Annotated in this window: 20 protein-coding genes and 1 pseudogene; 12 read left to right on the top strand and 9 right to left on the bottom strand. The window is 34.9% G+C overall.

Annotated features, from left to right (window positions below; translation table 11 throughout):
- Positions 1–133: 133 nt before the first annotated feature.
- Positions 134–1045, bottom strand: coding sequence for a DNA glycosylase (locus AC3CH7_RS08010; RefSeq protein WP_036161718.1), 912 nt, complete (start codon positions 1043–1045; stop codon positions 134–136).
- Between the two features lie 163 nt (positions 1046–1208).
- Here AC3CH7_RS08010 and AC3CH7_RS08005 point away from each other — a divergent pair, with 163 nt between their 5' ends.
- From AC3CH7_RS08005 to AC3CH7_RS07955, 11 genes and pseudogenes are all read left to right on the top strand, one after another.
- Positions 1209–1922, top strand: a complete 714-nt coding sequence (locus AC3CH7_RS08005; protein WP_099805855.1) for a 2OG-Fe(II) oxygenase — start codon at positions 1209–1211, stop codon at positions 1920–1922.
- An 85-nt stretch (positions 1923–2007) separates the two neighbouring features.
- Positions 2008–2646, top strand: a complete 639-nt coding sequence (locus AC3CH7_RS08000; RefSeq protein WP_099805854.1) for a bifunctional transcriptional activator/DNA repair enzyme AdaA — start codon at positions 2008–2010, stop codon at positions 2644–2646.
- The gene (adaB, locus tag AC3CH7_RS07995; RefSeq protein WP_488381666.1) at positions 2630–3163 is read left to right on the top strand and encodes a methylated-DNA--[protein]-cysteine S-methyltransferase; all 534 of its coding nucleotides are present in this window, start codon (positions 2630–2632) and stop codon (positions 3161–3163) included. The genes AC3CH7_RS08000 and adaB overlap by 17 nt, the downstream gene beginning before the upstream one ends.
- A gap of 36 nt (positions 3164–3199) precedes the next feature.
- Positions 3200–4018 carry an SPL family radical SAM protein gene (locus AC3CH7_RS07990; protein ID WP_197223929.1) on the top strand — a complete coding sequence of 273 codons (819 nt, stop codon included), beginning with the start codon at positions 3200–3202 and terminating at the stop codon, positions 4016–4018.
- Between the two features lie 182 nt (positions 4019–4200).
- Entirely contained in the window at positions 4201–4887 is a 687-nt protein-coding gene (locus AC3CH7_RS07985; RefSeq protein WP_012294541.1) for a response regulator transcription factor, read from the top strand.
- Positions 4884–5960: a sensor histidine kinase gene (locus AC3CH7_RS07980; RefSeq protein ID WP_488381665.1), complete on the top strand. Its 1077-nt coding sequence runs from the start codon at positions 4884–4886 to the stop codon at positions 5958–5960. The genes AC3CH7_RS07985 and AC3CH7_RS07980 overlap by 4 nt, the downstream gene beginning before the upstream one ends.
- 129 nt (positions 5961–6089) lie before the next feature.
- Entirely contained in the window at positions 6090–6647 is a 558-nt protein-coding gene (locus AC3CH7_RS07975) for a class I SAM-dependent methyltransferase (RefSeq protein ID WP_012294539.1), read from the top strand.
- 1210 nt (positions 6648–7857) lie between these two features.
- Positions 7858–8025, top strand: a pseudogene (locus tag AC3CH7_RS07970) (GntR family transcriptional regulator); the annotation flags it as partial.
- 571 nt (positions 8026–8596) lie between these two features.
- Complete coding sequence (locus AC3CH7_RS07965) at positions 8597–8770, top strand: hypothetical protein (RefSeq protein WP_230586096.1); 174 nt, start codon at positions 8597–8599, stop codon at positions 8768–8770.
- A 334-nt stretch (positions 8771–9104) separates the two neighbouring features.
- Complete coding sequence (gene accD, locus AC3CH7_RS07960) at positions 9105–9953, top strand: acetyl-CoA carboxylase, carboxyltransferase subunit beta (RefSeq protein WP_012294537.1); 849 nt, start codon at positions 9105–9107, stop codon at positions 9951–9953.
- Entirely contained in the window at positions 9946–10902 is a 957-nt protein-coding gene (locus AC3CH7_RS07955) for an acetyl-CoA carboxylase carboxyltransferase subunit alpha (protein WP_488381664.1), read from the top strand. The genes accD and AC3CH7_RS07955 overlap by 8 nt, the downstream gene beginning before the upstream one ends.
- Positions 10903–11484: 582 nt before the next feature.
- Here the strand turns inward: AC3CH7_RS07955 and AC3CH7_RS07950 are convergent.
- On the bottom strand, positions 11485–12198 hold the full coding sequence (locus AC3CH7_RS07950; RefSeq protein ID WP_036216284.1) for an SDR family oxidoreductase: 714 nt from the start codon (positions 12196–12198) through the stop codon (positions 11485–11487).
- 32 nt (positions 12199–12230) lie between these two features.
- Positions 12231–12782, bottom strand: coding sequence for an NAD(P)H-dependent oxidoreductase (locus AC3CH7_RS07945; protein WP_488381663.1), 552 nt, complete (start codon positions 12780–12782; stop codon positions 12231–12233).
- A gap of 388 nt (positions 12783–13170) precedes the next feature.
- Here AC3CH7_RS07945 and AC3CH7_RS07940 point away from each other — a divergent pair, with 388 nt between their 5' ends.
- Complete coding sequence (locus AC3CH7_RS07940) at positions 13171–13488, top strand: winged helix-turn-helix transcriptional regulator (RefSeq protein WP_207974190.1); 318 nt, start codon at positions 13171–13173, stop codon at positions 13486–13488.
- An 877-nt stretch (positions 13489–14365) separates the two neighbouring features.
- Here the strand turns inward: AC3CH7_RS07940 and bluB are convergent.
- The 6 genes from bluB to AC3CH7_RS07910 form a co-directional block, all read right to left on the bottom strand.
- A complete protein-coding gene (bluB, locus tag AC3CH7_RS07935) occupies positions 14366–15007 on the bottom strand; it encodes a 5,6-dimethylbenzimidazole synthase (protein WP_488381662.1) in 642 nt (213 codons plus the stop codon).
- 636 nt (positions 15008–15643) lie between these two features.
- Entirely contained in the window at positions 15644–17950 is a 2307-nt protein-coding gene (locus AC3CH7_RS07930; RefSeq protein ID WP_197148607.1) for a glycoside hydrolase, read from the bottom strand.
- Between the two features lie 655 nt (positions 17951–18605).
- The gene (locus tag AC3CH7_RS07925; RefSeq protein ID WP_488381661.1) at positions 18606–20258 is read right to left on the bottom strand and encodes an AraC family transcriptional regulator; all 1653 of its coding nucleotides are present in this window, start codon (positions 20256–20258) and stop codon (positions 18606–18608) included.
- 135 nt (positions 20259–20393) lie between these two features.
- Complete coding sequence (locus AC3CH7_RS07920) at positions 20394–21386, bottom strand: ABC transporter substrate-binding protein (RefSeq protein WP_488381660.1); 993 nt, start codon at positions 21384–21386, stop codon at positions 20394–20396.
- Between the two features lie 631 nt (positions 21387–22017).
- Positions 22018–22794, bottom strand: a complete 777-nt coding sequence (locus tag AC3CH7_RS07915) for a GNAT family N-acetyltransferase (RefSeq protein ID WP_036216268.1) — start codon at positions 22792–22794, stop codon at positions 22018–22020.
- 528 nt (positions 22795–23322) lie between these two features.
- Positions 23323–25161: an alpha/beta fold hydrolase gene (locus tag AC3CH7_RS07910; RefSeq protein ID WP_099805842.1), complete on the bottom strand. Its 1839-nt coding sequence runs from the start codon at positions 25159–25161 to the stop codon at positions 23323–23325.
- Positions 25162–25208 lie beyond the last annotated feature (47 nt).

The following is a 25208-nucleotide window of genomic DNA, read 5'->3' as shown; positions in this document are numbered from 1 at the left end:
TTGTAGGATAGATTTACATTTATAATAGAGCCTGTGATTAGATAGCTCGCAAAGAATAGTTGAAAAAGAGCATGTTTTTGATTCATTTGTTTCAAAGCATGCTCTTTATAATTGTTCTCATCTTAAAATTTTTTTAGTAAAGGACACGCCATAAATAAAAGGTAGCGTAGGATTCCCAGTTTTTCCATGGTATCGATAATTCCAAGATCTCATCTTTCGTCGGCTTTTGATTCATGTTCAGTAATATTTTGATTGAATTGATAAGACCCACATCATCAATTGGAAAGGCGGTTCGGAACCTGAGGCAGCGCATTAGCACATAATTGGCTGTCCAAGGACCGATTCCTCGTATTTTAATTAAGCTTTTTTCAGCATCTTTAAAGTTCATCTTCATTAATTTTTCCCTCGATAATTCTCCACTTGCCATTAATTTCGCAATGCCAATGATATATTCACTTTTTCTTACCGTCATTTTAATATCTGCAAGGTCAGAGGGTGTTAACTGTGCAATTCTTTCGTACGATGGGAACACCCAAAATTGCTTACCATTCCATTCGATGAAATCGCCAAATTTTTCAACAAATTGCCTCTTTAAGGTGTACGCGAAGGCTAAGTTAATTTGTTGGCCTAAAACTCCCCAGCATAAAGCTTCAAATAAATCAGGAATGCCAATAACTCGCAATCCGTAGAAGCTTTCAGCAGGTATTTTTAATAAAGGATCTGCCTTTGCCATTTCATAAAAGGGTGTTAAATCGTTATGAAGATCAAACCACTCATGAATATATTTTACAACCTGTTCTCGTTGCCAGCTTTCAATAGGTCTTGATTCATTTAAGAATTGAACAATCATTTGTTTATTCTTCATGACGTTTACCTGTACCAGAGACCGAATTTCTCCAATAGCAATCACTTTTGTAATACTATCGTTCTCTATTTCATACATGCATTCATTCTTTTCTCTTGTTAGATAGCCTAGATTGGCATTCATGTTGAAATGTTTAGGTAGGGTAATGACAATATTATTATTGACTTCATGCCATTTCATTTTTTCATTCTCCTTTACAAAATACACTGATGTCATTTTTACTTTATCACATCATCATCTTTACTAATTTTGTTATCTTGCTCTTACATTCTAAATACCTTATTTTTTTCGATTGATGAGGTTATAGTGTTAGTTATCAACATTGCTAAATAGGAGGGATAACATGGTGCAAGACATAAAGACACGTGTCGAAGGCTTAGATTGGGAGTGCATTCAAAATGAATTAGATGAGCAGGGTTTCGCAAAGCTTCCAACAATTTTAACAAAAGAGGAATGTGAATCTTTCATGGAAATGTATGGGGAGGAAGAGCTATACAGGACGACAATCAATATGACAAGATATCGTTTTGGGAATGGGGAGTACAAATATTTTTCTTATCCATTTCCTGATATCATCCAACATTTAAGAGAGTCCTTTTATTCGGAATTAGCGAAAACTGCTAATCGATGGCTGGGCTATTTGAAGAAAACAGAACGGTATCCACAACATCTTCAAGATTTTTTGAACACCTGTGAGGAGTTTAATCAAACGAGACCGACACCTTTACTATTAAAGTATGAAGCAGGCGGGTTTAATTGTCTGCATCAAGATTTATATGGCGATCTATTTTTTCCGTTTCAAGTAGTGTTTGTATTAAATCAGCGAGATCAAGACTATTGCGGTGGGGAATCTCTATTAGTAGAACAAATTCCACGTGCGCAAAGCAGGGGTCATGTCATTACGTTAGAACAAGGTAGTGCCCTTATTTTCCCCACTAACCACAGACCCGTTCTCGGTAAAAAAGGCTATTATAAAAATACAATTCGTCACGGTGTAAGCACCGTTACTTCTGGGGAACGATACGGACTTGGAATCATTTTTCATGATTCTCAATAATATTACGTTTCAATATTTTGCTATTCCATTCTTTGAGATATCCATTCGAATGGATAGGGAGTATATTATAAGGTGAGGTGAGAAAATGTCAGATAGAATGGATCACGGCTACAAAGAGAGCTATGCTCAAAGTCATTTGAATGATGGAGAAATGATAACTGATGAGAAGTGGCAAGCCATTATAAATAATGATATTGCATACAATAATCAATTTTTCTACGCTGTCAAGTCAACAGGGATATTTTGTAAGCCTTCTTGTAAATCACGCGTCCCCAAAAAAGAAAATGTATGTATTTTTCTAAATGCAGAACAAGCTCTCCGTGCTAATTTTCGCCCATGTAAACGATGTAAGCCGACAAATGAAAATCTACCTGATAGTGAGTGGGTCAATTTAATTACGGAATACATTGATAAAAATTTTACAGAAAAATTAACGCTAGAATCGTTAGCATATATTTGTCATGGAAGTCCGTATCATATGCAGCGGACATTTAAAAAAATTAAAGGCATTACGCCAGTAGAGTATATACAGCAAGTTAGAGTTCACGCAGCTAAAAGGTATTTGATTCAGACGAATAAATCAATTGGTGATATCGCCATATGTGTGGGTATGGCTAACACGCCTTATTTTATTACTTTATTTAAAAAGAAAACGGGCCAGACACCAGCGCAATTTCGTCAAATGAGGAAGATGGAGGAACAGTGCAATGGAAAAAATGAATAAACCAACCCTTTATTGGTCTTTACTAAAGTTTAAAGAGTGGAAATTCTATGTAGCTTCAACATCAAAGGGGCTTGTGTTTGTTGGGTCACAGAACAATCCATTCGAGGAATTATTAGAATGGGCTTCGAAACACTTTCCAGGAAGTCCGCTTGTGGAAGATGCTGAAAAGCTTGAGCCCTTTGTCGATGAAATCACTCAGTATCTAGAAGGAACGCGGAAAACCTTTACGATTCCATTTGAGTATGTAGGTACACCATTCCAGCTAGCAGTCTGGCAGGCACTTTGTGATATCCCTTATGGCGAGACGAAATCCTATTCTGATATTGCCAATGCTATCAATAATCCAGCAGCTGTGCGGGCAGTAGGCGCAGCGATCGGGGCTAATCCGGTATTGATTACTGTGCCATGCCATCGCGTAATAGGAAAGAACGGCTCATTAACTGGCTATCGAGGTGGATTAGAAATGAAGACATTGCTCCTTGATCTGGAAAAGCGAGCTTTATCAAGCAATATGTAATCTAGTTATTGCTGTACAACAAATGGAGGTACCGTCATGAGTAGTGAATTATTCTATAAAAATCCGAAAACCATTCTGAATAAAGGGACAGGCTTCCTCTCTGGCTATACGCATTCACTTAATCCCTATACAGGCTGTTCTTTTGGGTGTTCCTATTGTTATGTCCGTGAAATGCCTGTATCTCTGTTTCGGGAGGGTGAATGGGGAAATTGGGTGGATGTTAAAAATGGAGCTGCAAATTTATTAAAAAAAGAACTTTATCGAGCCAAAGCTAAAGGGAATGTAACTATTTTTATGTCATCAAGTACAGACCCATATCAACCTATAGAGCAAAAGGAAAAGGTCACGCGATCTTTACTAGAAGTAATGGTAGAAGATCCACCTGATTTTCTATTAGTACAGACTAGAAGTCCACTTGTAAGTCGAGATATCGATTTGCTGCAACAATTGAAGGACAAAGTTCGAGTAAGTATGACGATTGAGACCGATTCGGAAACGATACGAAAACACTTTACTCCGAAGGCCCCTCCCATTCAGGCACGCTTTAAAACATTGGAAAAATTAGCAGCCGCGGGCATACCCATCCAAGTGGCTATAGCTCCCATATTGCCAAGTGGGGATGATTTTCCGTTAAAGCTAAAGTCTTATGTCGATCGGATATGTATAGATGACTACTTCATGGGCGATGGTAGTGGTGGTAAACGCACACGAAAACTCGGTATTGACAGCAAATACGCCCAGCTTGGTTTAGAGGAATGGTACGGATCGGATGTTCTTAGAAAAGTATATAAAAGATTTATTGAAGTCTTTCCCGAAAAACAAGTTTATGTGAGCCAGGCTGGGTTTGTGCCCTAAAGATAGCATTTTTAATAATGAATAGAGGTAGTAAGCTACTTGATTCAGCTGTATTAAAAAATGATAGAATAATAATATAGCATATACATGAAATAGATAATAACTTTAGCTAGTTGGAATTAATAACGATTTAAAAAACATATTTAATGTTTTTTCGGGAAGATTACTAAAAAGGAGAAACCATGATACCCAAAATTCTTGTTATAGATGATGATAATGATATTAGAAATTTGATTTCTGTTTACTTAGAAAATGAAGGGATGGAGACCATTAAAGTAGCCGATGCGATAAAAGGGCTAGAATTTTTAAAATCAAATGATGTAGATTTAATAATCCTCGATATTATGATGCCAAAAATGGATGGTATTCAAGCCTGTTTAAAGATACGAGAAGAAAAAAGTATGCCTATAATTATGCTATCAGCAAAGTCAGAAGATATAGATAAGATTCAAGGACTGACTTCTGGAGCTGATGATTATTTATCGAAACCATTTAACCCATTAGAGTTAATTGCAAGGGTTAAATCGCAGCTAAGACGCTCCAGTAAATATAATGTAAACATGAAAAACAATAAGAAAATTATAGAAATAGGAAATTTAGTTATAAATACAGATACTCGACAGGTTATTGTACAAGAAAAAGAAATTAGATTAACACCTAAAGAATTTGATATTTTAGAACTTCTAGCATACAACAAAGGTATTGTACTCAGCATTCAAAAAATATATGAAGCTGTATGGAAAGAAGATTATTTTAAGTCAGACAACACGGTTATGGTTCATATCACTAATATAAGGGAAAAGATAGAACAAGATCCTAAACATCCAATATATATTAAAACCGTTTGGGGTGTGGGATATAAGATATGAAAAACATTAAGCTTAGGAACAAACTTACTGTCAGATTACTAAGTTCATTTGCAATCAGTTTATTCTTTTCATTGTTTATTTCTTTACTTACATCGCAATTATTTTTATACTATATAACTTATAAAAATATAGAAATGAACACTACTAATGCAAGTATTTTTATTACATTCCAATTTCTAGTTATAATTTTTTCGTTTATTGCTTGTTTTTTATTTTTGATAAGAAATAAACTAAAATATTTAAAGCATATTTCTGATAGTGTACAACAAATTGCTAATGGAAACCTAGGGTTTAACATTAATATAATGGGGAAAGATGAGTTAACCTTACTTGCACAAAATATTAATTTTATGTCAAATGAATTAGAAAACCAATTCCAGCATGAAAGAGAAATAGAAAAAGGAAAGAATGAACTCATAACAAATGTCTCTCATGATCTAAGAACACCCTTGACATCATTAATCGGGTATTTAGATTTATTGAAAAAAGGGAACTACAGTGATAGCGAAAAATATAAAGAGTATTTAGAGATAACCTATTTAAAGTCACAGAGACTCAAATTATTAATTGATGAATTGTTTGAATATACTCGTTTATCGAATCCAAATATAAATCTGAATTTATGTGAAGTAGACATGAGTGATTTGTTACAACAAATCGTAGGAGAGTATATCCCCATTTTTGAAAAAGAAAAATTAAATGTTATAAAGTCAATTGAAGTGAAAGCTCCTGTACTCATTGATATAGAACAGGTAGTGAGGGTTTATGAAAATCTTTTCACAAATGCAATAAAATTTAGTATGAAGCCCTCAGAATTACAAATATCTCTACAGGCAAAGGGAAATTACGTAATTTTTAAAATTATGAATCAGGTTGAAGAAAAGCCGAGTAAAGATTTAAATAGTTTATTCGAGCGGTTTTATACTGGAGATAAGGCTCGCGTAAGTAATCAAGGGGGAGGTTTAGGACTGGCCATTTCTAAAAGGATTGTGGAATTACACAATGGGAAAATTTATGCAGAATATGGTAATGGGTTTTTGAGTATTACTGTCGAATATCCTTTAAAAAAATAAAAGGGTCTTGGAATATATAAATTCCAAGACCCTTTTTCTTAAGAATTCTTAAGGAATTTCATGATAACTACTTAAGGTTTTAAGTTTAGATTTTAAGTAGAAATAACTTTAACGCAATGGAGTGTTATCATGAAAAACCTATCTTTTATTTTTCAATATATGTTTAACCCTAGATCAGTGGGAGCAATTCTTCCAAGTTCCAAGTATCTTAGTAAAAAAATGGTTAAAGAAATCGATTTTGAACAAGCAGAATATATAGTTGAGTTTGGCCCAGGTACCGGAGTATTCACAGAGAATATTCTAAAAAAGAGGAAACAAACAACTAAAGTTGTTTTAGTAGAAAATAATAAAGAATTTTACACATTATTAAAAGCAAGATATATAAAAGAAAAAAACTTTGTAATTATAGATAGTTCTGCTGAGTATATTGAAGATATTTTAATCGAAAACGATATACCTTACGCAGACTATATAATTTCAGGGTTACCATTTGCAAGTTTGCCTAAAAATGTATCAAGTAATATATTACGAAACTCTTTAAAAGTCCTTAAAGAAGATGGGCTCTTTATAACGTTTCAATACACCAAATTTAAATTAACATTTCTAGAAAGCTATTTTTCTAAAATTGATATTAATAGAGAAATTAGAAATTTCCCACCTGCTTATATAATGAGCTGCAAAAAGTGAGAGCGGTTAGTTGTAAAAAAACTCTCTAAATAGCTTTAGTTGAAAATAATACAAAGACAGGTAATTATTTTTAATCTTACAAAAGATACTTATATGGATTTTTTATATGAAAATTATTTTCAAACAAGCTAGGTTTTTAACCCTGCTTGTTTTTTAATACGGATAGTTTGTTCATATTTATTGTTTTTTTCACGATATATACACCTATACTAAAACTCTTGATTTAGTAAAGTGGCGACAATTATAAAAAAGTTACGATTAATAACCCTGGATATTGGCTCAGTGGGGCACGTCCGAACGAGCCAGATACGTGCTTTCCTTGTAAGTCGCCGTTTACAAATGGCCTTTATTAGCTTCAGGATGAGTTTGGAAGAGTATCTGCAACCTTATTCCGGAAAGTTTCTCATCTTGTTCAAGAGCTGTTACTAGAAGATGAATTGCTTTACAGTGAGAGAACGCTTGAAAAGCGCTTTGGTAGACCTCAAGTAAAAGTAAAACATGCCCAAACGACGAAAAGAATATGAAATTGAAGTAATTTTAGAAATTACATAAATTTTTATACAGTTTCTTCTTTACTTTTAAATAATTATTTTGTAAGATAAAGCCAATTCAAAAGTGGCCAGACCACTTTTGGATTCATTCAGTAAGAGACGCCACCATCTGGAGGTGGTGGATTTTGTTTCTTTATAGTAGGTATCCAAACACCTATTGAATGAAGATAAAGCCTTAGGATGTATTGTTTATCTGCGCGAAAGGAAAGCGACAGCGATAATTATTCCAAGGCGAATAGATTGACCCAGGAGTTAATCGTATGGATAAAAAAAACGAACAAAAGAAAGTGTTTTTAGATATCGTCCAACAATTACGACAACTTATTAAAATGAAAAAACACAGGCTGGTGAAAAGGAACCTTTCGAATGAGTCCTTTCAGAACGTCTGGGTGTCAGGCAATCCTCTGTGAGAGAGGCATTGCGAAGTTTAGAGTTGTTAGGTCTTATTGAAACGAAACATCTAGCTTTTATACAAAAGCATCCGCTCGTAGAAATAAGATAAAGCCTTAGGATGCATTGTTTACCTGCGCGAAAGGAAAGCGACAGCGATAATTATTCCAAGGCGAATAGATTGACCCAGGAGTTGATCGTATGGATAAAAAAACGAACAAAAGAAAGTGTTTTTAGATATCGTCCAACAATTACGACAACTTATTAAAATGAAAAAAACACAGGCTGGTGAAAAGGAACCTTTCGAATGAGTCCTTTCAGAACGTCTGGGTGTCAGGCAATCCTCTGTGAGAGAGGCATTGCGAAGTTTAGAGTTGTTAGGTCTTATTGAAACGAAACATCTAGCTTTTATACAAAAGCATCCGCTCGTAGAAATAAGATAAAGCCTTAGGATGCATTGTTTACCTGCGCGAAAGGAAAGCGACAGCGATAATTATTCCAAGGCGAATAGATTGACCCAGGAGTTGATCGTGTGTATAAAAAAACGAACAAAAGAAAGTGTTTTTAGATATCGTCCAACATTACGACAACTTATTAAAATGAAAAAACACAGGCTGGTGAAAAGGAACCTTCCGAATGAGTCCTTTCAAAACGTCTGGGTGTCGGGCGATCCTCTGTGAGAGAGGCATTGCGAAGTTTAGAGTTGTTAGGTCTTATTGAAACGAAACATCTAGCTTTTACACAAAAGCATCCGCTCGTAGAAATAAGATAAAGCCTTAGGATGTATTGTTTACCTGCGCGAAAGGAAAGCGACAGCGATAATTATTCCAAGGCGAATAGATTGACCCAGGAGTTGATCGTATGGATAAAAAAAACGAACAAAAGAAAGTGTTTTTAGATATCGTCCAACAATTACGACAACTTATTAAAATGAAAAAAACACAGGCTGGTGAAAAGGAACCTTTCGAATGAGTCCTTTCAGAACGTCTGGGTGTCAGGCAATCCTCTGTGAGAGAGGCATTGCGAAGTTTAGAGTTGTTAGGTCTTATTGAAACGAGACATGGGGTAGGTACGTTTCTAGCTTCTACACAAAAGCATCCGCTCGTAGAAAAATTGTCGATGTTTATATTAGAAGATGAAAAATCAAAAAAAGGATGTCGAATTAACGCGACAAATTCATGAAATGGAAGCCATTCGCGTTATAAGTTGTACAGTGACTCTGCGAACACTACCTATGTGGGACAGTTTTTTGTAAGCTAGAGATAGAGGTACGATTAATTGTCTGCATGTTTTACGAGAAATAGTCATCATGTCAGAAATCGTTTTTTACTTAAAGTCTGGTTTCAATTAGCAGTTAATGCCGGTGATGTTTAAATCGAAACTCAACAGAAGAAGAGAAATTAATCATTCAAACTATGTTGAAATCGATGCAGCTTGGCTATGAAAAAGAAGCATTAAAAGCTTACGAACATAAATGCTGAACAAGGCATTTAGACAAACATAGGAGGAGTAAAACATGGCAATACGTAGCTTATTTAGAAAAAAGAATGAGGACGGACAGGAAAAGGGATTTCCGGAAGGACTTATGACAAAATGTCCAGAATGCCGTCACATTCTGTTAACAAAGGAGTTAGAAAAAAATCATAAAGTGTGTACAAAATGCGACCATCATTTCAAAATGACTGCACAGGAGCGCGTAGCATATTTCATAGATGAAGGTTCATTTGTTTCAATGGATGATCATTTACAAACAAGTAATCCACTTAATTTCCCTGATTATGTAGAAAAAATTTCAGTGGCTAAACAACAAACGGGATTAAGCGAAGCTGTACTGACTGGGGTAGGTACTCTTGATGGAGAAGAAATTGTTGTAGCAATTATGGATTCTCATTTCCGTATGGGCTCAATGGGCTCCGTTGTAGGAGAAAAAATCACACGTGCCGTTGAAAAAGCTATTGAATTACGTGTACCGGTTATTATCTTTACTGCTAGTGGTGGAGCGCGCATGCAAGAAGGTATTCTATCATTAATGCAAATGGTAAAAACGAGTGTGGCATTAAAACGTCATAGTGAAGAAGGACTATTATTTATTTCGATCATGACGCACCCTACATACGGTGGCGTTTCAGCAAGCTTTGCTTCTGTTGGAGATATAAATATTGCAGAACCGCAAGCATTAATTGGCTTTGCTGGTCGCCGTGTAATCGAAGAAACATTAAGAGAAAAATTACCAAATGATTTCCAAAAGTCAGAGTTCTTACTAGCGCATGGTCAGCTTGATGCAGTTTTCCATAGGAAGGATTTACGAAACCAAGTAGCAATGCTTGTAAAAATGCATACAAAAGGCGGTGTGCAACATGTCTAAAAATTTTGCTTTTGAAGAACCAGTAGTACAATTACGAGAAAAAATTGATGAATTAAAAACGATTGCTACAGAGGCAAATGTAGACATGACAGGCGAAATCGAAAGGCTTGAAACACGTCTAACACAGCTAGAACAATCTATTTATGCCAATATGAAGCCATGGGATCGTGTACAGGTTGCTAGACATCCAGAACGACCAACAACTTTACAATATATAGAAGCTATGTGTGAAAACTTTATTGAGTTACATGGAGATCGTAAATTTGGTGATGATGCAGCTATTCTTGGAGGAATTGCTCTCTTTGAAGGACAGCCCGTAACAATTGTTGGACATCAGCGCGGAAAATCAACTAAAGAAAATATTCGACGAAATTTTGGTATGCCACACCCTGAAGGATATCGTAAAGCATTACGCTTAATGAAGCAAGCTGAGAAATTTAAGCGCCCAATTATTTGTTTTATTGATACAAAAGGAGCCTATCCGGGTAAGGCAGCCGAGGAACGCGGCCCAAGTGAAGCCATTGCTAGAACTCTCTCAGAAATGGCGATTCTAACAGTACCAGTTATTAGTATTGTTATTGGGGAAGGCGGAAGTGGGGGTGCAATTGCATTAGGGGTAGCTAATCGCGTCTTTATGTTAGAGAACTCAACGTATTCGGTTATCTCGCCTGAAGGGGCTGCATCGATCTTACGGCGAGATGGTAGCCTAGGGAAGCAAGCTGCAGAAGCAATGCGGATAACAGCACCTGACTTAAAAGAGCTTGACGTTATTGATGGAATAATCCCTGAAATAACGGGTGGAGCACACCACAATGTTGTGAAGCAAGCATTTTATATAAAAGAATGTATAAGTGTCACACTAAAAGCATTGAATTCCCTAAATGGCGAACAATTAATTGAAGATCGCTATGAGAAATTCAGAAAGATTGGACAATATACAGAAGCTTAAATTCATTTTTAGGTTTTTGGACATGTGAATTTGTTCGTAAAGAGAGAAAAATTGTTTCTTAAATAAATTAATATCCCAATGATGGATTTCGCATTTTAAATAAAACCCATTCATTTTGATAAAAGTTTGATCAAAATGAATGGGTTTCTTCTATTTTTATAAAATCAACGTTTGCAACAAACTTTTAATCAAACTTTATTCCAATTAGAAAATCGTGAATGAAAGCCTAAAATATACAAAAGTTAATTATAATAATTCGATATTAAAATAATCGTTAAGTTTAGACTTTGATGTCTATGTACAAATTTCATCTCACTATTATTAGTATACTCTTAATTGATACATAACTTCCTATAATTTATATTATGTAAACTAAAATTATTTGGCGTGGAGGAGGGCTTGGATTCGTCAACTACCCATAATATCTGTACTTTTCGACTTGTAATTCTTAAGTTCCTTATAATTTTCATGTGAACGATAACTCTCCTTTTTTACGATAATGGGATGATTTTGTACGGATAATAATTATTGTTTAATACGATATATTGAATCGCCAAAGAGCGCATCCTGTCTATTGCTGGCTTACGTTAAAATGTGACCGCCTTCTACATGAAGAACGGTTCCAGTCACGAAACTATTTTCTAGCAAGTATAGTACGCTTTGTGCAACATCTTCAGCTCTTCCTATTCGTTTCACAGGGAGTTTGTTTTCAACTGCATTATAGAAGTTATTACGTGCTTCTTCTGCCATTTTGCTACGGGAAGGTGTATCAATTATTCCAGGTGAAACGATGTTTACTCGGATCGGAGCAAGTTCTAAAGCCAAAGTCTGGCCTAGATTCGAAATAGCCGCATTGACTGCACCTAGAATTGCTGAGCCAACCATAGACTTGTAGGCTACAACCCCAGAGAACAAAGTGATTGAACCATTTGGTAAAATTTTGGAAGCACCGTATTTCGCTGCATAATATTGTCCCCAGAATTTGTTTTCAAACAGTTTTCGGGCTAGGGCTGTATCCGTTTGGAGGAATGACCCACCGGATGTTTCTGCAGCGCTTACCACAAGATGATCGAACTGGCCGATCTTTTCAAAGAAAGACTGGACTTGCTGTTCTTGCGTTGTATCTAGAGTATAAGCCGTTGCTCTATCTCCTAGTTGCTCTTTTGCATTCCGTAATTTATCTTCGGAACGGCTGGCAATGATTACTTCTGCACCATGAGCTATTAGCTGTTTAGCTGATTCCAAACCAATCCCAGAGCTTCCACCGATCATTACAACTTTTTTATCTTTTAACATGTTTTTCTCCCCTTAAACGTTTACTTAATAGATTAAAAATTCAATACCTCTTGCAGATGTAAATCAAGTTCGGATACAAACTTTTCAACTGTCGGATTTTTGACTACATCATAACAAGAGAAACTCTTTAAAGGTTTCATTCCGAGAAATTTATGTATATGATGTAAATGACTTAATGCATCTTCTAGGTTGCTCCCTTCAAAAAATTGACTTGGATCGTTAAATGCTTTTTCAGGAGCATTCCAGGTAGTCGAAAACATATATTTCTTTTCAGTCATCAACCCACCTTTTCCATACTGATCAGCACCCCTAAAAAATAAACCATAAGCATATACTTCATCCATATACGACTTCAATAAGCCGGGGACACTGAACCAATAGATAGGTGTTTGGTAAATGACAATATCAGCCCATATAAATTTTTGTTGTTCTTCTTCGATTTTATATCCTTTTTGAATAATTGTTGTTTTTACATTGTTTTTTTCACTTAAAAAACTGACCATTTTGTTCATCAATGTTTGGTTTAAATTACCCTCTGCTGAACTATACTTCTGATGACCGTTAATTATAAGTATATTTTTCATCTTTATCTAGCTCCTTCAATTATATGTTTTCTAAAAAAACTGCCTAGCGTGTAGTTGATAACCCTACTGCACTTAAGGTAAAATTCAAATCGTTTGCTTCATCCGGAAGAATACTCATGATTATGTATCAATAGCAAACCATTGATTTATATTGCAATGAGAGCAAACGGTAGTTTGTTTCGTTGATTTCTTGCAATAATTTTAGTTACCTCCTCAATAAGGGATGAAATTATAAGTACAACGATATTATAAATATAGTAACTTCATTTATGGAAGTAGTGATATTTATTTCATAAAGTTTCTGAAAGTATACTATTGTGAAATGATAAGGTGAATTAAACAAAAAAATTTTCAGGAGGATGTTCCATATGAGTGTTTTTGAGCCAGTATAATAACCAAAGGAGCACCAGATGAGACTTGCCCCATTGCTAAAACGCTCAACGTGATTGGGACTAAATGGACTTTTTTATTTATTCACGATCTGCTTATAGAAGGAACAATGCGATTCAGTGACCTATTGAAATCAATGAATGGAATTAGCCCGAAAACACTTTCACTCCGTCTTAAGACACTAGAAGATCATGGGATATTGAATAAAAAGGTATTCCCGGAGGTTCCCCCTCGTGTGGAATATACGTTAACAGACAAAGGAAAACAATTGGAAGGTATTTTCATTGCACTAAAGAGATTTGGATTAAATTTATAAAAAATTAAAATAAGTCATTCTTTAAATTTCGGTAAGTTAATTATGAATCATATCAGAGCATTTTTTAAATCTATTACTCAGGCTATGAACTATACAAACTACGCTATCACCGCATATTGATAGTAAAGTATAGCTATTTTAGCCTTACACCTCAGAATTTTGTTACTTAGGGTCACTCCTATCCCAAGTGACCTTTTTTTTCCTTAAAGTGTTCATTAACACTTGTTTAAATTTATTTACATGAATCTAGGCTGCTTCACTTTTGTCTTTTATTAGATTTTGCAAGATCATAATCAACACCTTTTTTAAATACTTTTTGAAAATTCAGAGTATCAAATTTATTACTTGTCGCTACTTTCAATCCTTTAGTAATCTTTTATCAGTCAATTCAACAATATAAAAAAGTTATCCATAGGTTCTATATAATGTATAAAAAGAGTCGAACATACAAATTTGTATGTTCGACTCCGCTTTAGAATCTCAATATATACTTTCTTATGAACTTTAATCGTGATTCTTTAACAACAAGCTAAGTTCATCTCTCTTAGAATAATTTTTATGAATATTGGCCAAATCTACATTAAACGATCATTAACATTATTTAAACGAGTAATCCCCTTTTGAACGATAAATTATGAGAAACATCCGATAATTTTAAAGTTGTGACTCAGGTATTTATATTATGTAAACAATAATTATTTTCAATTAATAAAAATTCGATAAACGTTATTAGGGTTATTTATGTATAAGTTATAAATCCTTGTTTCAATAAAGCCTCCGTTACTTTAAGTACATTGCTTTACAATCTTTAAGGAAGCTTTAGCTTTCTTTGTGTTTCAAAACTACCCATAACGCACCCTGATAGATTAAGAAGTTTTTAGTTTTGTCCCCATTTATTTTCAAAAATAAGATGTTCTAAAGAACGCCTTTTTTCCCAATTAGCTAACTCTAAAATGGGCTTTTCTGGGTAATTTTCAGTATAACCGATTGATATAAGAGCAATGGGATCGATGTGTGGTGGTATTTCTAAAATGTCTCTAATATCATTTTTTTTATAAAAACTTACCCACCCCATTCCAAGTCCTTCAGCACAAGCAGCTAACCACATATTTTGAATAGCACAAGCTGTTGATAATATATCTGTTTCAGGAATTGAATTTCGTCCTAATACATGGGAACCTCCTCTTGTAGGGTCACATGTAACACAAATAGTTATAGGAGCTTCTTTTAAACCCTCAATTTTTAAATCAAGGAATTTCATTTTTTTCTCCCCATCATAATGAACAGTTAATGCTCTGCTTTCTTTTTCTGCTGCCCAGGCCAATTTTTCTTTAATTTCGTCAGTGGAAATCAAAATAAAGTTCCAAGGTTGCATAAATCCTACTGAAGGTGCATGATGAGCTGCATTTAATATTCTATGTATAATGTTTTCAGGGATAGGAGTTGATAAAAAACTTCGAATATCTCTCCTATTATAAATAACTTTATAAATAGACTCTCTTTCTTCATTAGAAAACATAAATTTTTCCCCTTTTCTTTACAAAAATATTTATTTTTAATATTAACTAATTTTTCATTATTCTGCCACGTAAGTGAAGTAAAAATACATCAAAAAGCGTGGTTTGGATATGTTGTCCTTATCGTTGTATCCGCATAAATCTGACTCCACCTCTTCTTACTTCGGATTAACATTCGTCAAATCGATTACCACAATTCCTTTCAGTTTCATATATGGATAATGGCATCATTAATAATAGACCTGTTTAAAGACACCTTATGCAGATTTCACAATTGCCTTTGGCTGATGAATCGATAGTCGTTCAAATAGCCAACGAAGCTCTTGCTGTGAGAAAGTTCATACTTCAGCGTTTCTTCTACAACATAAACAAAATGTACCCTATAAGATGACCTCTTTGAAAGTGTCTATCTTATAGAGTACATTTTAAAACGTAAACTTCACGTTTTCTCTAATATTTTTACGCTAACTGCAGCATACGTAATAATTACTTTTTTAATCCTTTTTTCAATGAACCCCCACAATGGATAAGCTACTTCTATTCTTCTTGTAAACTTATTCCTTAGCGTTCAGATTTAGCCTCTCTGAAGATTATCTCAAGGGAAATTATTAGCAGATATACTATTGCGAATTTCACGCTTATTTTTCCGGTGAATAGATAGTATTACTATTTCCATCAATAATTAACACCGATTTTCCTGGTATTGTCTTGCCTTGATAGTTACATTCATCTTCTGAAAAATTTGCGACTACTCTTAATGCTTCACCATATTCCGTCATTTGAACGAGTCTATCATCTGATATAATTTTAAAATTTGTCATTTCTTTCGTTATTGCTTTTTTGCTAAAATTTGACCATACCTTTGAATGCCTTACAATTGTTTCTTTATGTTTTTCCCACTCGTGTTTATCTATATGATATAAAGGAGGAACATTATAAAGTATCTCATACAACATTCTATTTGTTATTTCGTCTTTAAATTTTAAGGTTCCCCATCCCCACCAATGAGTTGTGATCACTGAATCGTTGTAAACCAACTTATACAAGGGGATCGTGTAGTTTGAATCCAAAAATAACTTCTTGTACTTATCCTTTAGTGGTATTTGTTTAGAAAACATTTCGGGAACTCCACCATTGCTCGAATAGTATCTCCCTACGTAATACTCACTTTGTTTGTTTTTTGCCATATCCTCGTCCATCCAAGAAAATGATGGCGTTTCTATTCCATGTGCAAAGGCAATCGATTTGCTAGCAAAATCATTTCCGCCCTCAGTTCCTACTACCATATCCCATTCTTTTTGCAGATACTCCATTCTCTTAATCCTAGCCTGGATATCTTCCTTTTCAGTAGTAATATGTTCTGGAGAATAGTCATCGAAGATTTCTCCAGTGCCATCTGTGTCTAAAAACCATGAGTTAAATGCTAAGCCGGTATTTAAAATCGAAGTTACTCTTTCTTTTACACTAGGCATTGCAAGCGTTGGATTCAACTTTCTACCTGCACCTTGGAATCCTTCAATCTTTTCTCCATTTTTATTTGTTACAGTTGCATTCTCGTAAAGTAAAGCATTCTTAAACTTAGCAGTTTCCCACTTCTCTTTACCTGGTTCATGGATTGAATGATATGAATCATAGGTACCAAATAGATAGCCGAATTCTTCTGCATCTTTTACTAACTCAGGTTTAATGAAGCCTTCCTGCCAATCATCCAAGCCGATCCACATATGTTCTAGCCCAGAATCCTTCATGTCCTTTATCACATCTACAGTATTAGCATCTGCCCACTTCTTTATTGGGTCAACTACATCTCCAAGTATGCTTTTTAATAATCTCTTATTTAGGTCAATTAATTCAACGGGATTTAATTTTTCTATTCCTTTGTTTAACAGCCTCTGAGTATCTTTATCTATTTCAGTAAATACTTCCGGATTATAGAATTCATTTAGTTGCATTACTGCACTTAAGGATTTTATTATTCTTTTCTTATTGTATTTATCTACATAATCTAAGCTTTTTAACTCTTCAAAAGCTGATGAAAGCTCTGATCCATCCTCAACATTAGTAGTTAATAGCCTCTGAATCCATAATTTCAGTTTTTCGGGAAAAATGTCTCTCAGCTTTGCCCATTTAATATTTTCTTCTGAAATCACAGTTCTGTCCCAAAAATAAGCATGAGGTGCTCCATAAAGCTTTTCAATATTACTATTTTCTTTAGCCTTATCCGCCAAGCTTTTGAAGTCCCCCTGTTCAATCAAATAATTTTTATAGGTTTTTGCAACATCTACTGGATTTTTTTTCGTTATATATATTCTGAAACCATATTCCTTCTCTTTATTTATAGTTGGAAACTCATGATTAAAAGTAAACTCAATATCGTTTTCTGTATGATAAACAATTTCACTATTATAAGGGTTTTTAATTATATATACTAGTGAATACCCACTTTTATCAACTGCAAAAAATTGCATAGATAAAGCCTCAATTACCTTCATTTTTTCTTCACTTAAGTAATTTTTCCAAATTGAATCATCGCTTGGAATATACTTCCCTTGATTTAATGGGAGCATATATCCGTCACCTTTAACTTTTGGCCATGCAAACATGTTGTCTTCATCCTTGCTGGATTTTATGGTTACATCAACATACTTATCTTTTTTTTCGATATCAACCTTAATTCCCTGTTCTGAATAGGTCCAGCTAATGTTATCTCCACTGTCTTTTAAATTTGACACTCTCATTTTCTCCAATGGTTCAGATAATTTCTCAGTAATTCCATTGGATTCCACCTCAAGCGCAAATGTCTCAGGATTCACACTAAAGTTAAAGTCTAAATTATTTATTTGTGGCTTACTCTCTATACCTGTATTCATTTTTTCTTTCTTACATCCCGTAAGAACGCTTGTTAATAGTGCAGCAATTAACATGATTGATAGAATTTTTTTCATGTAACACACCTCCATACCTAGTGTAATATCGGTTTGTTACACGAATGTCACAAAAAAAATCTAACTTATTATTTTTTAATTCAAAAAAAGGCAAGCACAAATCCTTAGTAGCAAGCTCCCTATTAGAAATCTCGTCAATCAGATTTTGGTTGACCGTCATATCTTCCCTCATTCAGGGTCAGTTTAACTCAGTGACCCCTTTTATAATTTCTATTCTCAGATAAAGAATAAAGACCCAGTTCCAAAATCCACTTCAATTATTTCCGATATGAAAAAATAGTGATTGCCATTAAATTTAACTTCTGCGTTACAATCCTTGCCCCTTATTACCTTTACACCTAACTCTTCTAGCGCTTCTCTGCTACATCTGTTGGCTTAGATTAGATTATTGTCTGACAATTGGAAGTGCAATTAATTGTGACGATGAATATTTTATTCGTCTTAAGGAGAATCCAGCTTAAACGATAATTAGTATTATTTGAACGAATAATTCCCTTTTGAACAATAAATTATAGGAAGCTTTTAATAATAAGAAAGTAGTGACCAAGGTATTTATACGAGGAGGAGAGCTTGGACGTCACCCTAACAGTCTCAACAGAAATACGATTAATGGTAATAACTCGATCCAGCTAATGGATCGAGTTTTACTTTTTGATTATTGAATAACTTTCTTCTTAAAAATAGACGGTATTACCTCTAACAACCGTTCACGTGTAATGGGATCACAATGATTCCATGTAAAATCTATAAAATGAGTCTTACCAGGGGCTAGCTCGATTAACGTGGCGATTTGTGGACAGTGAGTAATGGTTAGTAAATCTTGGGGGGAAGCCAAGATAAAATTACGCTCTCCAGCATAGTGATTTATTTGATGCTGCTGAATTTCTATCCATGCTTGACCTTGCTCGATTAGCTGCATTACCTTGAGAGTAGGACGAAAGCCAAGTGATTCATACAAGCTGGCAGCCAATCCAGTCTGACACATAACATAATATTTAGTTTCTAACTTGAGATAAACAGTAGCCGTCTCCCCAGCAACATAAACATCTGCTAATTGCCTACGTACTAATCTTACTTTGTTCTCATATGTTGTAATCCACTTCTCCGCCGCTTTACACCGTCCAAATAGTTTAGCGATATATCGTAACCGCTCAAATAGACTAAACTTGCTATTCAGTATAATAGTAGGAGCAATCGCATCTAGTTTCTGCAAGTCATGTTCAGGATGAAAATAGCTAAGCAATAATAACTCTGGCTGCAGCTGTGCTATTTTATCCGGATCTACCCAATGCCCGATACTATGAATGTTCCTTAATTGATTGTGATAAACCACGTTATCTTTCATTATTGAGATGGCCGCTCCTATAGGGGGTATACCTAGAACAAGCAATTCCCCAAGTGTAAATTTGCCATCAGTCACAATACGTGTTACATCTTTAGGAACATGAATCTTTCTACCAAATGAATCAATAACTGTTCTTTCTGGAGTATAAAGATGACTGTTTGTATATTCACGTGGGGTGTTTCCAGTTAATTTATGAAAGCATCGACTAAAATAATATTCATCCTTAAACCCAATTTGTCGAGCTATTTTTCTCAATGGCTCTGTGGAATTACTTAGAAGTTTTTTTGCCTGATTTATACGTACCTGAGTCAAATAGTCAGTCGGTTTTTTACCGGTCAATATTTTAAACTTTTGACTATATTGCCATCTTACCATTCCAGCCATGGTAGCTAATTGTTCAACTGTCAAATCCTCATCATAATGCTGTTCTATGTACTGTACAGTTTGTTGAACCAATTGTGTCTTTTCTTCGTTCTGTAGCTGGTTAGCTTGTTCATCTAACTGAACCATCATAGCTAGTAATTGCTGAAGTTTACCTTGCAGCATGGCCATGGAACTAAATCGATTATTTATCATTGCTTCATTTCCTAATACCTGCTTGACTTGAGAAAATAACAGATGATAGGGATAACCATAAAGCAAGGGTGGATGAGCAATTCGGTTCAAAGTGATTCCTTCTACTTCAAAGGTTTCAAAGGTAAAGTGAGCAAGCTGTGCCTCTTTATTACTTGACTCTACCGTGTAGCTTTGTACAGGTAAAATGAGAGCGCAGCTTCCTTGTCGTAGATCGATTGCCATTTTGTCTACATACAGTCGTATGTCATGACTGAGAGCTATCAATAATGTGCATACATTTGTTTCATAATTATTTATTCCCTCTTTATGGCTATTAGCTGACATGATTCGATCAACTTGAAATCGGTCAAAGTGTTGTAGTCTAATATATAAGGATGCCAGATTCATAAGCAACTCTCCAACTATTGAAAATGATTATCATTATCGTTATTGTAACATAGAATGACCCACTATCAACTATTGTTCGAATATGTGCTATTTAGCATACTAGCCGTTTAAAAATTGATTGGACGGATACAATTTTTACTGTTTGCGTATCCACTCTGGTAGCTTTTGGAATAATTGCTCCAAAGCTAATAAATTATCTGTATTCCATTCATTAGGAACAACATAAACTGTTCCCTTTTTGACCGCAGGCAAAGTTCCCCATATCGGGCTTTGTAGCAGCCGATCAGCTTCTGCTTCACTTTCACTATCCTCTTGTACAATTACAAACAAATGATCACCAGCAAACTCAGGAAGCACCTCTTCGGAAACCTCAAGGAAAGATACCCCTTCTACATCAATAATATTTTTTTGTACTGCTGATGGGACGGCAAAGCCATTTTTTCCATAAATAATAGCACCTAGGCTACGATCCCCCATAACATAAAGCGTCTTACCTAGCTGATAGAAAACTGTTGCGGTCTCTCTTTTTGTTAAATGAAACTTATCAAACATTTCATTAGATTTTGTTTCATACGTAGCAAGCAATTGAGCTACTTCTTCCTGCTTACCTAGGATATTCCCCATCTCTTTTACTCGTTCTGTATAAGGAAGAGCAGGGTTAAAGGGAATCGTAGTAGCAATTTTTGACAATTTTTCGTTAAGATTTGGATCCGCCTTGTAATAGCCATTAATAATAAGATCAGGTTTTAAAGTCAGAATCGTCTCTAAGTCAGCAGGGTTTCCAATATCAATGATTCCTTCAAGTTTGCCTTCATAGTAACTTGGAGAATCTTTGGGAAGATTATTACCAACAACCGGAATATCCATCGCCAAGAAATCACCAACTGTCTGACCAATATAAACAACTCGTTTTGGATCTGCAGGTATTTCAATCTGTTCACCTGTAATCGTTGTATATGGAACAGTTGTCTCACTTTTCTCTGCTTGCACATCAGATTGAGCTGTTTTCTCGTTTTCCTTTTCCTTCGCATCAGATGTGTTGCTACTAGAACTACATGCCACTAATACCACTAGCAACAGGAGGAAACTCCCCCATAGCATAATTCGTTTTTCTATATACTGCTTCATATTTGTTACCCCTTTCCGATTTACCCTTAATTGAAAATGATTATCATTTACAGGGTTATTATAGATGTTATGAAAGGGCGAAACAATGAAAAAAACGCAATAATTTATTTGGATAAATGTCAATAATCAGGATTATGAAAGCCATTTGGTTTTTTATCTTCATGTTTAGTGAAGAAGCATAAGGATTATCTCGCTATAGAAAAAAGAAACCATTTTAGTGATTTCTTTTTATATCAACAAGCTGTTGATTAGCTATCTATTTGATTTCTCCAGCGAGCTCCACGAACGTAGCATAATTTATAAGCGTGTAAGTTCTGCGCCCGTCTTTATCGTGACAATATTTGAAAATTTCTTTTTTCAACTCCGTTAAACAATCCATCGGAATTAGGATTTGTTTATCCTTTTATCGATATTACTGTAGTTTTGGAATAAAGATTGATTAAAAATATCCCTCAATCCTTATCTAATAGCAACTTCAAAAACTCCATTTTGAATAAAGTTTGTTCAAAATGGAGTTACTCCTTTTATATAAGTATAAGATTTTTATAAAAAAGTTTGATTATTTTCCAGCTATGTTGTTCAATAATAGCGCCCTTTAACGGAATAAAACATGGGCTTCTATTTGGCTCTACTACTTAGTAGAAGGTGATTGGCAGCCATAAGAGTATGCAAGACATAGAAAACCGCACTTTTCTAGGATAGGTCTACTCATTGGACTGGCGTCAACAGTAAGGAAAGGATGCCCATTTTCATAAGCCTTTTTTGCTCGAGTAGCTAAAAGTGCTGTATAATAACCTTTTCCTCGGGACAACGGTAGCGTTGAACCTCCCCATAAGCTAGCAAAGGAGGAGTTTTTCTCTAAGTACATCCAAGCAGCACTTATAAGCAGACCATCTTCATAAATTCCATAAAGGTATAGGGAGTCAGGATTATTCTGTTTATCTCTCCAAAGTCTTTCTCCCAGCTCAGCGTGCGATGCATTCCAGATGGTATCTTCTAGAACAATAATGTCTTGAATACCTTGTTCATCCGTTATTTCCTTAATGTCGATGTGTTGGTCATGAATAAGCAAGGGATGCTGATTATCTAACTTCAGGACCATTAGTGCTTCAGGATCCTCTATTGTGAATCCTTCTTGTTTAAGAATATCTTTTAAACTATCAGGCTTGTCGTAGCTATACACTTTCCACTCAAAATCCTGCTCAAAGTTACTAAAATAGTTTAACTCGTTCTTAATAATTTCTCTTACATTGCCTTCGGTTACATTAGATGAGATAATGAACCCTTTTTCACCAAACTGTGAAATGTGGCGCACGACATGCTCTGTTTCCTCTCTTATGTAACCTTGTACGTGAGCCTCTTGTCGAAGTTCTTTGTGGAATAGTGATATTAATTCATTTTTATCCATGAGCGACCCTCCTATATGTATTAAATTTTTTCTATTGAATATTTTTCCATTAATTAATCTATTGATTAGTACCAATTATCGTAAAAACGCAAGTGTTCGGCATCTTACCCAACCAGTCTTATCATTAACTCATAGTCTCTAATAATCACTAATTTCCCTTCAGTGTTTAAAGATGATTTATACGCTCATCCCTTAAAAAAGATGCACCCCGTTAAATTTGTTCGCGATTTTCATAATATACCGCCTCCTTCTCATGAACATTATTTTATCAGATTTTTCCAAAATATACACTGATAAATGACAGATTTCATACACTATAAAATCCCCCAAAAAGAAAAAGTACAATTCTTCTGCAGAACAATACTAAATAACCAGTCGTCAAATAAATTCCGACAACTGGTTAGGTGTATACTTTTTCGACTGTATTCTATCAGCAATTTTCACTTCTACCTGTAAAGGATACTAAACATTAGTTTTCAACAGGACGACTTTATTTCATTAATCCCACTCGTTCATCTACTAGTATTCCTATTTTATTATCAGATTAGCCGTTTCACTTGGATGGTTAAGAGGAAAATGATGACCATATGGAACAAAATCAATCTTACCAAGATGTGAAGGAGCCGAATAGCCTCTGTCATAATCCCCCCAAATAATGTGAAGATTAACCTTTGTTACTTCATTGAAATCACCTTGAACGTTTTTCAATAGTAAACTATTAAGCTGAACCGTAGTATTTAAAATTCTAGGAGAAGTAAAACTGTTACTTAGTTTCTCAATATAATGTTCAGGGATGCTCTCCGTACTTTCAAATAAACCATTACTTAATAAATAACGCTCTATCAAATTAGTAGTTGCCAATTTCAATGTCCATTTGTTCATAAATTGAGGAACATTTATCGATTTAGCATTTTTTTTAGCAACAGGTGGCTGAAGTAAAGTAATTGTATACTTCTTATCTATGTACTTTTGTTCTAATGCTTTCAGCAGAATATACGCACCAAACGAATGGCCAATTAGATGGGCACCACTAGTAGCTTTCTCCAATAACTTTCTCAATACATTCAAATAGATATTTAAAAGATTTTTCTCTCGTTTAAAAGGAGAACGTCCCAAACCTGGAAGGTCCATAATCCATACAGGTCGACCCGTTTTTTCATGAAGCTCTTTCCCTAAAGGAAATAAATCCTCTCCATCACTTAATAAACCATGTAATAAAATAAATGGTTTACCCTCTCCTTGTAATTGGTAAAGGGTATTGTTGTCACATAATGTTCGCTCAAATAAATGATGATGCTCACCATTTTGATACATCAATCGATAATCCAGATCAGCTACTACGGCTGGGAAAAATTTCATTACATTTGTCTCCTTAAACCAATCTTCTCCCATAATCTTTTTCGCTGAACCATTTGAAAATGTTCGATTTGTAATAAAGTTCAGCCCATCAGCAGGAATTTGGGTTATTTTGCTTACGCCACTATTCATTATTGTTTTCATAAGCGGCATGGGAACAGAGATTTTTGGTGCCCTCATATTCATACTTTCCGACATAACACTTAATAATTCAGCAATGTTCGGATCGTTCTCTTTGTCTTCAACAAGTGTATATGTTTGAATAGCCGGCTGCTCCAATTTGAAAACCTGCACAATAAACTTCGCAAACTCATCGTTTGAAATCAGTGGCAACCTATATCCCTTACCACCAGGAATCACTGGCATGAGCCCTCTTCGCATACTTGTCACAAGCAAACCTAATCCTGCTATCTGCTCTGTACTCCCTGTTTTACTACTACCGACCACAGTTGGCGGATTAATGACAGACAGCGGGTAACCTACTGCTGAGGCCTGCTGACGGATATAAAGATCTGCTAAAAATTTTGTTTTCTCATATGGATTTTTTATTTTTAAATAATTGTTTCCTTCTTTAAACACATCAATTGCAATCTTGCTATTTTTATCATCAAAGGGACTCATATAGCCTACAACATGAATAAATTGCTGCAAGCCCTTCAATTGATGAATACTTTTAGCGAATTCACTAATATGTTTGGCGCCATTTAAAAAGACGGAAGATGCCTCTTTGCTTGTCGATTGAATATCCATGGGGCCTCCTGCGTGAATAATTACATCCGTTTTCAATACCAACTCCTTATCTTCAGCACTTAGACCTAAGTCTATTTTTGTCAAATCACCTTCAATAAAGTGCATAACTGCCTCTTTTAAGATGCCTCTTTCTTGATAAATGCGTGTTGCTTTACTTTTCGATCTCACTAATAGAAGAATTTTAACATGCTCTTTGGCTAATTCCTTCACTAATTGCTTTCCTATAAAACCTGTTCCACCCGTTAAAAATACTGTTTTCATAAAAATCCTCCTTGTAGTACTAATCAGTACTAATTTGGTGTAAAAAA

Source organism: Lysinibacillus sp. F12 (assembly GCF_057773605.1).
The sequence above is the reverse complement of the archived record's forward strand: the minus strand, read 5'-3'. Positions and strand labels throughout refer to the sequence as shown.